Genomic DNA, 14,388 nt, shown 5'->3' with positions numbered 1-14,388 from the left:
TCACAACGCTCTTGAAACGATTTTGTTGTGTGCTTGAGCGCTTTTCATGTGCCACGGCTGTCTCCTTGAGTTAAAATGCCGCCCTTATTTGATCTTCCTTGTAGGGGGCTGTGCCATGTTTAGCCGTTCCACCGATATCGCTACCTTCGATCCCGAGCTCTGGGCTGCCATGCAGCAGGAAGTCGTGCGTCAGGAAGACCACATCGAACTGATTGCTTCCGAAAACTACACCAGCCCCGCGGTGATGCAGGCACAGGGTTCTGTGCTGACCAACAAGTACGCAGAGGGCTACCCCGGCAAGCGTTATTACGGTGGTTGCGAGTATGTCGACATCGCCGAGCAACTGGCCATCGATCGTGCCAAGGAGCTGTTTGGTGCGGATTACGCGAACGTCCAACCCCATGCCGGGTCTCAGGCCAATAGCGCCGTGTTCCAGGCATTGCTGACGCCGGGCGACACTGTACTGGGCATGAGTCTTGCCCACGGGGGCCACCTGACCCATGGAGCCTCTGTCAACTTCTCCGGCAAGCATTACAATGCAGTGCAATACGGTATCAATACCGATACGGGCCTGATTGATTATGATGAAGTTGAAGCACTGGCGGTTGAACACAAACCGAAGATGATCATTGCCGGCTTCTCGGCGTATTCCCAGGTGCTTGATTTCCCGCGCTTCCGTGAAATCGCCGACAAGGTGGGTGCCTATCTGTTCGTCGACATGGCACACATTGCTGGTCTTGTGGCCGCGGGCGTTTACCCCAACCCGGTGCCCTTCGCTGACGTGGTGACTACTACTACGCACAAGACACTGCGCGGTCCGCGCGGCGGACTGATTCTGGCGCGTGCCAACGAAGCGCTGGAAAAGAAGTTCAATTCCGCCGTATTCCCCGGTGGCCAGGGCGGCCCGCTGATGCACGTGATTGCCGCCAAGGCGATCTGCTTCAAGGAGGCCATGAGCCCGGAATTCAAGACGTACCAGCAACAGGTAATCAAGAACGCCAAGGCCATGGCTGACGTGTTCATTGGGCGCGGTTTTGATGTTATTTCCGGTGGCACTGAAAACCACTTGTTCCTGTTGTCGCTGATCAAGCAGGACATCACCGGTAAGGATGCAGATGCGGCGCTGGGGCGTGCGCATATTACGGTGAACAAGAACGCGGTGCCTAACGATCCTCGTTCGCCCTTTGTAACCTCTGGCTTGCGGATTGGTACGCCGGCTGTGACAACGCGTGGCTTCCAGGAAGCGGACTGCCGTGAGCTCGCGGGCTGGATCTGTGATGTGCTGGAGAATATCGCTGACGAAAACGTGATTGAACGCGTCAGTGATCAGGTCAAGGCCATCTGCAAGCGACTGCCAGTTTACGGCGACTGATTGCCGACGGATCGAGAAAGCCCCCGGGTCTCTGACTTCGGGGGCTTTTTATTGCGTGCCTTGTCTACCTGAATTGATTGGGTAGCAAATTAATGGCGTTGTTTTTACGGCACACTTTGTTACCATTTCGATAGAGATGCCAGTACAAGTCAACGATTGTTACTGGGCTGTTTGTTGGGGGCGGTGGGGTAAGGTCAATGAAGTTAATGCTGGCCGTCATTTTTGTCCTGGGAGCAGGTATTGGTGACGCACGAGCCCAGGTCGAAATGGGTGAGCTGCAAGAAAAACCTGTGGTCCGGGTCGGCATCATGTCCTTCCCGGGCTTCAGTGAGCTGAACGAGGCGGGCGAAGCTGTTGGCAAGACGGTGGTCCTGACACGCATGCTGCTCGAGCAGGCCGGCTACCGCGCGGACATTCGTATCATGCCCGCTGCGCGTATCTGGCGGGGCCTGGAAAGTGGCGGAGTCCATCTGTGGCCAGGCATTCTCAATAAACCGGCTCTGAAAGAGCACACGTTAATGACCGACAGGGATTTGGGTCAGGTAGGAATCGATCTGTATTATCGACCAGGCGAGTCTGAGCCCGAGTTGCCTGGTGCGCTTGCCGGAAAACGCGTGATCCTGATTACCAACTATACCTACGTGACCTCGTTGCTAGACACATTGCGTGACCCTGAGCTGGGCCTTGAACAGGTGACCAGCATTTCCCACATCGGTGCGGTGCAGATGCTGCTCAAGGGTAGGGGCGATTATCTTCTGGATTACCAGGTACAGGTTGATGCGGCGACACGGCAGTTGGGGATTGCGCCGTTGCCGTCGGTGCAGATGGCTGAACAGCCAATGCGTTTCATTTTGTCGCAAGAGTCAGGCTTTGCGCCGGAACTCAAAGCGGACCTTGATCGTGCCTACGATGAGCTGGCGCTTCAGGGAGTCGATCTTGAAGTGACGCGCCAATAGTCAGCAGGTGTGTGCATACCTTTGCGCCGCTGCCATATGGCGACGGCGCAAGGGGGCTTAGCGTTTCAGCTGCAGCGTACTCAAGGTGCGGTTACGCACCTGTTTGAGCAGGTCCGCGTCATTGATCAGTGATTGACCATATGAGGGCACCAGTTCTTTCATGCGCGCTTGCCATTCGGGACTGACAAGGCGGTCCTTGAAGCAGCGCTCGAGTACGTTGATCATTGCCTGAACGGCCGTGGAGGCTCCCGGAGAAGCACCCAGCAAAGCGGCCAGCGTGCCATCCTTGGCTGCAACTATCTCGGTACCGAATTCCAGCTTGCCATGGCCTTTGGCGTCTTTCTTGATAATCTGCACACGCATACCTGCATCCTGCAGCTTCCAGTCAGCCTGGCTTGCTTGGGGGAAGAAGTTGCGGAGTGATTCGACCCTGTCCTCATGAGACTGGAATGACTCTGCTATCAGGTAGCGGGTCAGATCCATATTGTCCCGGCCTACCGCCATCATCGGCGCCACGTTGTAGCGTTTGACCGAGGAGAACAGATCAAAGACCGAGCCCTTCTTGAGGAACTTGGTGGTAAAGCCGGCGAAGGGGCCAAATAGCAGTGCTGGTTCACCGTTGATGATCCGGGTATCCAGATGCGGGACCGACATCGGCGGTGCGCCAACCGGAGCCTTGCCATACACCTTGGAGCTGTGCTGTTTGACGATTTCCGGCTTTCTGCACACCAGCCATTGGCCGCTGACTGGAAAACCGCCGTAACCCTGGCTTTCGTCGATGTGAGACTTCTGCAGCAGGGGTAGAGAGCCACCGCCTGCGCCAAGGAAAACGAACTTGGCATTGAGGGTTTTTTCTTCACCGGTATTTTCGTCTTCCAGCTCCACCCGCCAGTGACCACGCTTGCTCTTTTTCAGACTCTGTACAGAGTGCTTGAGCAGCAGATCGAAGTTCTCGGTATCTTTGAGATGGCTGATCATGCTGCGAGTAAGGGAGCCGAAATCGACATCCGACCCGTGCTCAACGCGGGTGGCGGCAAAAGTCTGGCCGGACTCACGTTCTTGCATCACCAAGGGCATCCACTGGCTGATTTCCTCGGCCTTATCGCTAAACTGCATTTCGGCGAACAGGTGATGAGCGCTGAGAAGTTTATGGCGCTTGCGCAGATACTCGACATCTTTGTCGCCCCAGACGAAGCTCTGATGCGCGGTTGTGTTGATAAAGCTTGATGGCGCAGGCAAGAGCCCCTGTTCGACAAGGTATGACCAGAACTGCAGAGTCACCTCGAAGGACGCGTTGATATCCAGGGCCCGGTTGATACTTATACTGCCATCCTGATCTTCTGGGGTGTAGTTCAGCTCACAGTATCCGGCATGGCCGGTACCCGCATTGTTCCAGCCATCCGTGCTTTCGTGGGCTACGTGGTCCAGGCGCTCGACCAGGGTAATGGTCATTGCCGGGTCCAGCTGTTTGAGCAACATTCCCAGTGTGGCGCTCATGACGCCACCGCCGACCAGCAATACGTCTACGTTTTTTGCTGTCATTAACATGCCGCCTCATACTAAAAAATCAGCGGTCATAGTACCGTTTTATCGACGCGAGTAACACAAGACCGCCATAGTCAAAAAGTCTCAGAACCAGGTTCTGCAACACCTTGCAGTCAAAGATTCCCTGTCCCGGGTCAAGACTGTGAGTCACCCACTGGTTTAAGCTGCCAGCTTCTTGTCCATTGGCAAACCGGGGGAGTGGTCTATGCAGCAGGTGGTTGTGATTGGCGGCGGGGTGATGGGCTGCCTGACGGCGCTGGAGCTTCTGGATAACGGTAGGCAGGTATGTCTGCTCGAGCGCGGGAGTACAGGCCAGGAGGCCTCATGGGCGGGGGGTGGCATAGTGACGCCGCTTTATCCCTGGCGGTACAGTCAGGCTATTAGCGCGCTGGCCGAGTGGTCTCAGGCGCATTACTCCCGGTTGTGCCAGCAACTGCACCAGCGGACAGGTGTCGACCCCGAATACACCGAATGCGGTCTTATCTGGCTTGACCATGCCGAGCAGGACGCAGCCCTGGCTTGGGCCACCGAACAACGTAGCCCTCTCACGGCTGTCGACAGCGACTTTATCTACCAGCAGGTTTCGGACCTGGCTCCGGGCTTTACCCGAGGCATTTGGCATCCGCAGTTGGCCAACGTGCGCAATCCGCGACTAATGGCGGCGTTGAAAAAACGCTTATTGCAGTTTCCGGAATTCACCTTGTTGGAAGACACTCTGGCTACCGGTCTGAAGGTTGAGGGTGGCAAGGTGAAAGGCGTTGCCCATTCCCGCGGAGAACAGGCAGCAGATGCAGTCGTGGTGGCGGCAGGGGCCTGGAGTGGTGACTGGCTTGGAGATCTGGGCATGGAGCTGGCAGTCGAGCCGGTGAAAGGTCAAATGTTGCTTTACAAGGCTGCGCCTGGCTGGTTGCCAAGCATGGTGTTGAACGAGAGCCGTTATGCCATTCCACGCCGTGATGGCCATATTCTGATAGGCAGTACATTGGAATATGCGGGTTATGACACCAGCACTACTGCGCAGGCGCTGGAATCGCTACGTGCTTCTGCCCATGGCTTGCTGCCGGCTCTGGCCGAGATGCAGCCGGTTGTCCAGTGGGCGGGTTTGCGGCCAGGTTCGCCGGACGGTATTCCGTTTATTGGCGAGGTACCCGGCATCGAAGGCCTCTGGCTCAATACGGGGCATTTCCGTAATGGTCTGGTATTGGCGCCCGCGTCCTGTCGTTTGCTTGTCGATCTGATGACCGGTAAAACGCCGGAGATGTCTGCGGAACCTTACCGCATCGAGGGACGTATCGGCATACGCTGAGATCAGTCGTCCAGACCCAGTTTTTTCAGGCGGTAACGCAGCGAGCGGAATGTCAGGCCCAGGCGTTTTGCCGCTGCGGTCTTGTTCCAGCGTGTTTCTTCAAGTGCCTGGGTGATCGCATTGCGTTCAATATTGTCGAGGTAGTCTTCCAGCGAGCCGATATCCCCCAGTGAAGGCGTGGCCTGTGACGATGCGGCGGTAGGGCAGGCGGAAATATGGATGTCGTCCGTTTCGATAACCGCTCCCTCGCTCAGCGTGAATGCGCGCTCGAGAATGTTCTCCAGTTCTCGCACGTTACCCGGGAAGCGATAGCTGGTCAGCCGCTCCATCGTCGGTGCGCCGATATGCGGAATCGGCATCTGGTTCCGTTTGGCGAGCCGGGCAAGTATGTGCTGGGTCAGTAGGGGAATATCTTCACGCCTCTCGCGCAACGGGGGTACGCTGAGTTCGATCACGTTTATGCGATAGAACAGGTCCTGGCGAAAGCGGCCCTCGGCTACTTCTGCAGCCAGGTCCTTGTGGGTGGCACAGAGCAAACGTACATCGACTGACTCTTCCTGCTGGGTGCCTACAGGCCTGACCGATTTCTCCTGGATTGCGCGCAGTAGTTTGACCTGCATGGCCATGGGCAGGTCTGCCACTTCGTCAAGAAACAGAGTGCCACCTCCTGCAGCCTGAAAAAGCCCTGGCTTGTCTGCGACTGCGCCAGTGAAGCTGCCCTTGCGGTGGCCGAAAAACTCGCTCTCCATCAGCTCGGAGGGAATGGCGCCACAATTGACCGGAACGAAGGGCGCCTGTGAGCGGGAGCTCAGCGCATGGATGCGCCGGGCCACCAGCTCTTTGCCGCTGCCTGATTCGCCACTGATGTATAGCGGTGCCTGGCTACGGGCCAGCTTGGTGATACGTTTGCGCAGTTGCTCGATCGGTGGGGAACAGCCCAGAATCGGATCTGGTGCTTCATCGGACAGCGCGGGGGCCTGGGTCTGGTTGAGGCGCAGCGCACTGTTGACCAGCTCACGCAGGCGCTGCAGGTCCACAGGCTTGGTCAAAAAGTCAAACGCGCCCGCCTTGAGCGCACTGATGGCGGTATCCAGGCTGCCGTAAGCAGTAATCATGGCTACCGGGGTCTGGGGATGATTCTGCTGGATATGCCGCACGACCGTCAGCCCGTCCCCATCAGGCAAGCGCATGTCGGTCAGACACAAATCAAAGTTTGTACTCGCCAGCAGCTGCATGGCCTGCGCCATAGTGGTGGCACTGCGGGTTTCGAGCTGCATGCGTTGCAGCGTCAAATCCAGTAGCTCGAGTATGTCCGGCTCGTCATCGATGATAAGGACCAGGGGGCTTGATGTCTGCACCATTGTTTGAATCCTGATTTCTGGGGCTTGTGATCGATTATAAGAGGCGCTTCGGATGCGCAAAGGTTATTCGCATGCAGCAGCCGCGCGGCAACATGGGTTCAAACTCCAGGCGAGCCTGATTGCTCTCGCACAGTTCTCTGGAGATATACAGGCCCAGTCCGGTGCCGCTGGCGTGGGTGGTGTAGAACGGCTCGAAAATATGCGGAACATGTTCCTCGGCAATGCCCGGACCGTGATCTATTACCTCCAGCGTCGGCAGTTCCGAGTCTGCCTGCAGGTAAAGCCGCAGCCAGATGGTTTTGTACGGGCTCGCGGTATCGGTGTAACGCAGGGCGTTACGGCAAAGGTTATCCAGTACCTGGCTAAGCTGATAGGGGTCTACGCGGGTCTGGATACCTGGTCCGGCAATGTCGAGCTCCAGCCGGTCTTCTTGCGGACTCCCGGCTGAAAAATCGGCAACGAACTGTTCAAGCCACAGCCCCAGATCAACCAGTTGGGGCTCGCTTGGTCGCCTGCGGGAAAGCTCCAGGACCGTCTCGATAACTTTGTTCATACGCTTTGAGTGCTGCTGGATGATTTCAGTCAGCCGGTGGTCGGCGGCTGGGAGCTCCCCGGACTCGCCAAGCAGCTGCGCGGCGTGACTGATAGCCCCCAGTGGGTTACGAATCTCATGGGCGATGCTGGCGGTAAGACGACCCAGCGAGGCGAGCTTCAGCTGCTGAGCCTGCTGTGCTATCTGGGTGTTGTCATCCAGGAATATCAGCACCGTCTCTTCGCTGTCGGTTGCCAGTGGTTTGAAGTTGGCCATTATCTCAGTGCCACCGCTGTGGTTATGAAAAGGCATGGCTCTGATTGACGGTGTCTCCTCCCATTGGCGCAGCCGTTGCGCCAGACCGATAGCCAGTTCCTCTATGTTCATGCCACGAATGATTGGCTTGCCCAGCATCTGCGCAGCCGCTTCATTGGCCTGCAGCACCTTGTTGTGCGTGCCCACCACTATGATCCCGGTACGCATACGGTGGATGATCAGTTGATTGACTTTTTCCAGGCTCGCCAGACTCGCCGCCTGCTGCTGTGCCAGGCTTTCGGATTGACGCAGGCGTCGGCTGAGGCGTTGCACGAACATCGCCACGGCAAAGTAGATGCAGCCCAGTACGCCGACCTGCAAATAGCCCTGGCTGACACCGGGGTAGGACAGCGTCAGATAGAACGTCAGGTAAATGATTGCCAGGCTTGCCAGTGCGGCCAACAGCAGGCCAATACGCCCATGCAGCAGGATATTGCCGATCGCCACTGGAATGAGCAGCAGGTTGCCAAAGCCGCTTCCCGGCCCCCCCGCGGCATAAAAAATGATACCCAGCAGGAAGATGTCCAGCACTGATACCAGGAACAGATGCAGATCGCGGCGGCCCCGATGGAGCAATACTGCGATCAACACATTGACCAGAAGATAGATCCAGCTGGCAATTTCGTAGAGCTGTGGATTACTTAATTGCAGAAGCCCATCGCGGGCAGCTGTATTGGTCAGCAATGCCAGACAGAAGCCCAGAACGACCCGGTAAAGGTTGTAAAGTCGTAATATCCGGGGTCTTTGGGAGTCTGCCTGATCACTCATGGGTATGGGTGTCGCGATGCTCGGCGCAGCAATACCAGTCGTCTTTGCTGCGTAGCGCCTTATCTGCCGGGATGTGCACCCGACACTCTTTGCACCTGACCATTGGCTCGGGTGTGTTAATGCCTGGTGTGCGGGTACTGCGTCCGGCGTTCCTGGCCTGCAAACGACGCCACAGAGTCAGCCCGGCAAAGACGACAATCGCGAGCACCAGCAGTTTGAACAGCCCCATGATCATGCCCCCAGCAAAATGAGGGACTAGTGTAGCTCATGCATGTCCGGCGCCAAAGTATGGGCCGGTTGTTCAAGTTTCAGGCGGGTATGAAGGATGTGCGGAGACTTGCGCAGGTCAATAACGAATCGTGGCCAGGTCCGCATCAGCAGACTCTGGCCGGAGAGGGGATTCTATTTAATCGAACAGACCGAATGTGATGCGGCTCCAGATCGAGCGACCCTGCTTTTCTTCCTCGCTTTGTGCGGGCGCGCGTATTTCACGGGGCAGGGCGTCGAGTGCCTGCAGATACTGCTGCTGCATCTCGCGCTCCATTTGCGTGCCGGCGTTGCGTGAGGGCGGAGTCATGACCTTGCCCATCAGATCTCCAGCCATGGTGGTGAACATGCCGCGTTCACGCTTGGCAGGCTCCACGTGGTGGCGGAAGCTGTCTCCATCAAGGCTGGGGTGTTCCGGGTAGTTGGCCCGCAGCACTTGCAGTGAGGTCTCTGCCAGATCCGGCATGGCAAGGCGTTGATAGGCCTCGACCATGACTGCCAGGCCATCGGCTACGGCTGGGGTCTGCTGGAAATTCTCAACCACGTACCGACCCCGATTTGCGGCGGCTACGTTAGCCTGACGCTTGAGGTAGTAATGCGCCACATTGACGTCGTAGGCAGCCAGCAGGTTACGCAGATAGACCATCCGCAAGCGCGCGTCTGGAGCATAACGGCTGTCCGGATAGCGGCTTACCAACTGAGCGAACTCATTGAAGGAGTCACGCGCCGCGCCAGGATCACGACGGGTCATGTCCAGCGGGAGAAAGCGCTCGAATATGCCCCGGTCACGGGTAAAGGAGGTCATTCCTCGCATGTAATAGGCGTAATCCACATTCGGATGCTGGGGATGCAGGCGGATGAAACGGTCCGCCGATGACTTGGCTGCCTCCGGCTCCATGTTCTCGTAATAGGCGTATATCAATTCCAGCTGCGCCTGCTGGGCAAAGCGGCCGAAAGGATAGCGTGACTCGAGTGCGCGCAGTTTTTCCACTGCCGCGCCATAGCTATTGGCGTCCAGATCCTGTTGGGCCAGCAGGTAGAGCTCTGATTCGCTGAGAGATTCGTCCAGTACCTGGTTGGATGCGCATGCTGAAATGAGCGCGAGCAGACCGACCAGCAGAAAGTGTTTCATCGACATATGTGATACCCGGATGGACGACCGTGCGCTGTTGCCTCGACAGCCGTCCTGTTATAGTTGAATCCTGTATTCAGGTAGCCGGCCAAGCCGGTTGGTACCTGTAAAGAAGCCGTATTTAACCACAGCGCATCGCTGATTCCAAAATAGGATTGCGTCGCCGTCAAAGCGCCCAGTGCGCCCTCCAGTGAGTCCCGAATGTCCGATCGTATCAGCATGACCGCGTCAGTTGCCCCCGAAAGTGGCGGCCAGCGCCTTGACCAGGTGGCTGCCCAGCTGTTTCCCGATTTCTCCCGCTCACGGCTGCAGGCGTGGATCAAGGATGGATGTCTGACCATGGATGGCCGCAGTGTGCGCCCCAGAGATACCGTCTACGGCGGCGAAAAACTGGTCCTGGATGCTGAACGTGAAGTGCAGGGCGACTGGCAACCTGAAGCCATCGCGCTGGACGTCATCTATGAAGATCAGGCGCTGATGGTGATTAACAAGCCAGCCGGGTTGGTGGTTCATCCCGCTGCAGGGCACCAGGACGGTACGCTGTTGAACGCATTGCTGCACCATGCACCGGAACTGGCCAAGGTGCCGCGTGCGGGTATTGTGCATCGCCTGGACAAGGACACTACCGGTTTGATGGTGGTTGCCAAGACACTGGAAGCGCAGACCGACCTGGTAGCGCAACTGCAAGCGCGATCGGTGACGCGCGAATACGAGGCTGTAGTGGTAGGCGTGATGACCGCCGGCGGTAAGGTCGACGAGCCCATTGCCAGGCATGGCACCAACCGGCAGAAGATGGCGGTGATGGTGGGTGGCAAGCAGGCAGTGAGTCATTACCGTGTCATCACGCGCTTTCGAGCGCATACCCATGTGCGGGTGAAGCTGGAGACCGGGCGTACTCACCAAATCCGCGTGCATATGAGTTATATCCATTTCCCACTGATTGGCGATCAGACATATGGCGGGCGCATGCGCATTCCAGCTGGCGCGACTCCGGAGCTGATTGAAACCCTGCGTGGCTTTCCTCGTCAGGCGTTGCATGCACGGCGCCTGGAGCTGCAGCATCCCGACGATGGACGAACCATGAGCTGGGAAGTGCCTTTGCCCGCAGACATGCTGAACTTGCTCGCACTGCTGCGCGAAGATGGTGAGCTTGCCGAATGAGCTTTACTGCGCTTCAGGCCCAATGGCCAGCCCCGGAGCAGGTAAGAACCTGCATCACCACCCGCCGGGGCGGTTGCAGCCAGGGGCCATGGAAAGGCTTCAATCTGGGTGATCACGTAGGTGATGATCCGGCTCACGTAGCGGCCAACCGGGCAGAATTGCAGCGATCGCTGGGTTGTGCGCCTGCCTGGTTGAAGCAGGTGCACGGTACGCTTGTGGTGGAAGCTGATGCCGGGCGGGTCATGGAAGCCGATGCAAGCTGGACCGGGCAGCCGGGGGTGGCCTGCAGCATAATGACGGCCGATTGTTTGCCAGTGCTACTGTGCAATCAGGCTGGTACGCGCGTGGCAGCAGCCCACGCAGGCTGGCGCGGATTGCTAGCTGGTGTTCTGGAGAACACCGTTGGCGCGATGGGTGAAGCTCCAGATAACCTTATGGCCTGGCTTGGACCCGCGATTGGTCCACGGGCATTCGAGGTCGGGCCGGAAGTGTTCGAGGCATTCCGCACTGCTGATGCCAGTGCGATACAGGCCTTCGAGCCCTCCGAGCGTTCTGAACACTATCTGGCTGACATCTACACATTGGCCCGTCAGCGCCTTGAAGCCTGTGGTGTGGAGCGTATTTACGGCGCTGAGCACTGTACCGTTAATGATCCTACCCAGTTCTTTTCCTACCGGCGCGACGGTCAGACGGGGCGGTTCGTATCCATGATCTGGCTGGAAAACGCGTCATAGCGGCAAGTTTTTGCGCTTAATGACAAAAAATTGACTCCGGTCAAGCTTTTACACCTTGAAACGTCGCTTACTGTCCATATTAAAAGTCCATACTCAATAAATGACGCTGCCAGGCATCGCCGGCCGCTTTAAGTAAAGGACGGACATACTATGCGAATCGACCGATTTACCAGCAAATTACAGATGGCACTCTCCGATGCCCAGTCACTGGCCGTCGGCCGTGATAATCCTCAGATCGAGCCGGTGCACCTGATGCTTGCCCTGCTTGATCAGCAGCAAGGCTCAATCAAACCTTTGCTACGCCAGGTAGGTTTTGATACCAACGCCCTGCGTGTGGCGCTGGACGATGCTCTCGACAAGCTTGCGACAGTCAGCAATCCCACCGGTGACATCAATCTTTCCCAGGATATGGCGCGTCTGTTCAATCAGGCCGACCGTCTGGCGCAGCAGCGCAACGACCAGTTCATATCCAGTGAACTGGTACTGCTCGCGGCGATGGAAAGCAATACCACGCTGGGCAAGATTCTGCTGGATCAGGGCGTTTCCAAAAAGGCGCTTGAAACGGCAATCAGCAACCTGCGCGGTGGTGAGTCGGTCAATGACCCGAACGCCGAAGAGTCGCGCCAGGCGTTGGACAAGTACACCGTCGACCTGACCGCCAAGGCCGAAGAAGGCAAGCTTGATCCGGTGATCGGTCGTGATGACGAAATCCGCCGGACCATCCAGGTACTGCAGCGCCGGACCAAGAATAACCCGGTGCTGATCGGTGAGCCCGGCGTGGGCAAGACCGCGATTGTTGAAGGTCTGGCGCAGCGCATCATCAATGGCGAGGTGCCTGACGGTCTGCGCGACAAACGTTTGCTGTCCCTGGATATGGGTTCGCTGATTGCCGGTGCCAAGTTCCGTGGCGAATTCGAGGAGCGGCTCAAGTCTGTGCTCAACGAGTTGTCCAAGCAGGAAGGTCGGGTAATCCTGTTTATCGATGAGCTGCACACCATGGTCGGCGCCGGTAAGGCCGAGGGCTCCATGGATGCGGGCAATATGCTCAAACCCGCCCTGGCCCGCGGTGAACTGCACTGTGTGGGCGCCACCACGCTGGATGAATATCGCAAATATATAGAAAAGGATGCCGCACTGGAGCGCCGCTTCCAGAAAGTGCAGGTGGACGAGCCGAGCGAAGAGGACACCATTGCGATCCTGCGAGGGCTGAAAGAGCGCTATGAGGTGCACCACAAGGTGGCTATCACTGACAGTGCGATCATCGCCGCGGCCAAGTTGAGCCATCGCTATATTACCGACCGGCAGTTGCCGGACAAGGCAATTGATCTGGTCGACGAAGCGGCCAGTCGTATCCGTATGGAAATCGATTCCAAGCCGGAGGTACTCGATCGTCTCGAGCGCCGCCTGATTCAGCTCAAGGTCGAACGTGAAGCCTTGAAGAAGGAGGACGACGAAGCCGCACTCAAGCGCCTGGAAAAACTCAAGGAAGATATTGCCCGGCTGGAGCGTGAATACGCCGATCTGGAAGAGATCTGGAAGTCGGAAAAAGCCGATGTACAGGGCACCGCGCAGATCCAGGAAAAAATCGAGCAGGCCCGGCAGGAACTCGAGGCTGCACGGCGCAAGGGTGAGCTGGCGCGCATGGCGGAACTGCAATACGGCGTGATTCCCGATCTGGAGCGCAGCCAGCAGATGGCCGAGCAGCACGGACCCACCGAGAATCAGTTGCTGCGCAGCAAGGTGACCGAAGAGGAGATTGCCGAGGTCGTCTCCAAGTGGACCGGTATTCCAGTCTCGAAGATGCTCGAAGGCGAGCGCGACAAGTTGCTGCGCATGGAAGAGGGCCTGCACAAGCGGGTGATCGGCCAGCATGAAGCTGTTGTCGCCGTATCCAACGCGGTACGTCGCTCCCGCGCCGGTCTGAGTGATCCGAACCGGCCCAGTGGCTCCTTCATGTTCCTCGGGCCAACCGGCGTGGGCAAGACCGAACTGTGCAAGGCGCTGGCCGAGTTCTTGTTCGACACCGACGAGGCAATGGTGCGTATCGACATGTCCGAATTCATGGAGAAGCATTCCGTGGCTCGACTGATTGGTGCGCCTCCGGGCTATGTCGGTTATGAGGAAGGGGGCTACCTGACCGAGGCAGTGCGCCGCAAGCCGTATTCCGTGATCCTGCTGGACGAGGTCGAGAAAGCTCACCCGGATGTGTTCAACGTATTGCTGCAGGTGCTCGAGGACGGTCGTCTGACAGATAGCCAGGGCCGCACTGTGGATTTCCGCAATACGGTAATCGTCATGACCTCCAACCTGGGCTCCGCGCAGATTCAGGAGCTGGTCGGCGATCCCGAAGGACAGCACGCGGCAGTGATGGACGCGATCGGGCAGCATTTCCGCCCCGAGTTCATCAACCGGATTGATGAAGTGGTGGTGTTCGAGCCTCTGGGCAGGGATCAGATTGCAGGTATTGCGGGCATCCAGATGCAACGCCTTGGCGACCGCCTGGCAGAGCGGGAGTTGAGCCTGGAGCTGACAGACGAAGCCCTGGAAAAGTTGATATCGGTTGGCTACGACCCTGTCTATGGCGCACGGCCGCTCAAGCGGGCGATACAACGCTGGATCGAGAACCCGCTGGCCCAGCGCATATTGGCCGGTGACTTCGAACCGGGCGTGACCATCAAGGCCAAGGTTGAAAACGATGAGTTTGTGTTTACTGGCTGAGCAGTGACCGGGAAGGTCGGTTTCCACCTGAGCAAACGGAGTCTGGGTTAACCCCTTTGTCGAGATGGAACTCGACATTCCCGGGCCGGGAGGCCCAGTTCCACCTGGGCCAGCGGAGTTTGGGCTAACCCTTTTGTCGAGATGGAACTCGACATTCCCGGGCCTGGGAGGGCCCAGTTCCACCTGGGCCAGCGGAGTTTGGGTTGACTCTTTTGTCGAGG

The 14,388-nt window shown here is 57.7% G+C and carries 11 protein-coding genes; 6 read left to right on the top strand and 5 right to left on the bottom strand.

Annotated elements, in window-relative coordinates; translation table 11 throughout:
• The first annotated feature begins 115 nt into the window (after window positions 1-115).
• On the top strand, window positions 116-1,372 hold the full coding sequence (glyA, locus tag IEV54_RS10025) for a serine hydroxymethyltransferase (protein WP_150278236.1): 1,257 nt from the start codon (window positions 116-118) through the stop codon (window positions 1,370-1,372).
• 197 nt (window positions 1,373-1,569) lie between these two features.
• Complete coding sequence (locus IEV54_RS10020) at window positions 1,570-2,328, top strand: substrate-binding periplasmic protein (RefSeq protein WP_150278237.1); 759 nt, start codon at window positions 1,570-1,572, stop codon at window positions 2,326-2,328.
• 57 nt (window positions 2,329-2,385) lie between these two features.
• On the opposite strand, the gene mqo is transcribed toward IEV54_RS10020, so the two are convergent.
• Window positions 2,386-3,870, bottom strand: a complete 1,485-nt coding sequence (gene mqo / locus IEV54_RS10015; RefSeq protein WP_150278238.1) for a malate dehydrogenase (quinone) — start codon at window positions 3,868-3,870, stop codon at window positions 2,386-2,388.
• A gap of 208 nt (window positions 3,871-4,078) precedes the next feature.
• On the opposite strand from mqo, the gene thiO reads away from it, so the two are divergent.
• Window positions 4,079-5,179 (top strand): glycine oxidase ThiO, encoded by a 1,101-nt coding sequence (thiO, locus tag IEV54_RS10010; RefSeq protein WP_150278239.1) that lies wholly within the window; start codon window positions 4,079-4,081, stop codon window positions 5,177-5,179.
• 2 nt (window positions 5,180-5,181) lie between these two features.
• On the opposite strand, the gene IEV54_RS10005 is transcribed toward thiO, so the two are convergent.
• From IEV54_RS10005 to IEV54_RS09990, 4 genes are all read right to left on the bottom strand, one after another.
• Complete coding sequence (locus IEV54_RS10005; RefSeq protein ID WP_150278240.1) at window positions 5,182-6,540, bottom strand: sigma-54-dependent transcriptional regulator; 1,359 nt, start codon at window positions 6,538-6,540, stop codon at window positions 5,182-5,184.
• Window positions 6,541-6,574: 34 nt separating this feature from the next.
• Entirely contained in the window at window positions 6,575-8,155 is a 1,581-nt protein-coding gene (locus IEV54_RS10000; RefSeq protein WP_150278241.1) for a two-component system sensor histidine kinase NtrB, read from the bottom strand.
• Entirely contained in the window at window positions 8,148-8,384 is a 237-nt protein-coding gene (locus IEV54_RS09995; RefSeq protein WP_150278242.1) for a PP0621 family protein, read from the bottom strand. Before IEV54_RS09995 ends, IEV54_RS10000 begins: the two co-directional genes overlap by 8 nt.
• A 177-nt stretch (window positions 8,385-8,561) precedes the next feature.
• Window positions 8,562-9,560 carry an outer membrane protein assembly factor BamD gene (locus tag IEV54_RS09990; protein ID WP_150278243.1) on the bottom strand — a complete coding sequence of 333 codons (999 nt, stop codon included), beginning with the start codon at window positions 9,558-9,560 and terminating at the stop codon, window positions 8,562-8,564.
• 195 nt (window positions 9,561-9,755) lie between these two features.
• Here IEV54_RS09990 and rluD point away from each other — a divergent pair, with 195 nt between their 5' ends.
• The 3 genes from rluD (at window position 9,756) to clpB (ending at window position 14,167) form a co-directional block, all read left to right on the top strand.
• The gene (gene rluD / locus IEV54_RS09985; protein ID WP_150278244.1) at window positions 9,756-10,715 is read left to right on the top strand and encodes a 23S rRNA pseudouridine(1911/1915/1917) synthase RluD; all 960 of its coding nucleotides are present in this window, start codon (window positions 9,756-9,758) and stop codon (window positions 10,713-10,715) included.
• The gene (pgeF, locus tag IEV54_RS09980) at window positions 10,712-11,449 is read left to right on the top strand and encodes a peptidoglycan editing factor PgeF (RefSeq protein WP_150278245.1); all 738 of its coding nucleotides are present in this window, start codon (window positions 10,712-10,714) and stop codon (window positions 11,447-11,449) included. Before rluD ends, pgeF begins: the two co-directional genes overlap by 4 nt.
• A gap of 150 nt (window positions 11,450-11,599) precedes the next feature.
• Window positions 11,600-14,167 (top strand): ATP-dependent chaperone ClpB, encoded by a 2,568-nt coding sequence (gene clpB, locus IEV54_RS09975; RefSeq protein ID WP_150278246.1) that lies wholly within the window; start codon window positions 11,600-11,602, stop codon window positions 14,165-14,167.
• Window positions 14,168-14,388 lie beyond the last annotated feature (221 nt).

The organism is Halopseudomonas salina, from assembly GCF_014637955.1.
Classification (GTDB): Bacteria; Pseudomonadota; Gammaproteobacteria; order Pseudomonadales; family Pseudomonadaceae; genus Halopseudomonas; species Halopseudomonas salina.
This window is presented reverse-complemented; position numbering and strand designations above follow the sequence as displayed.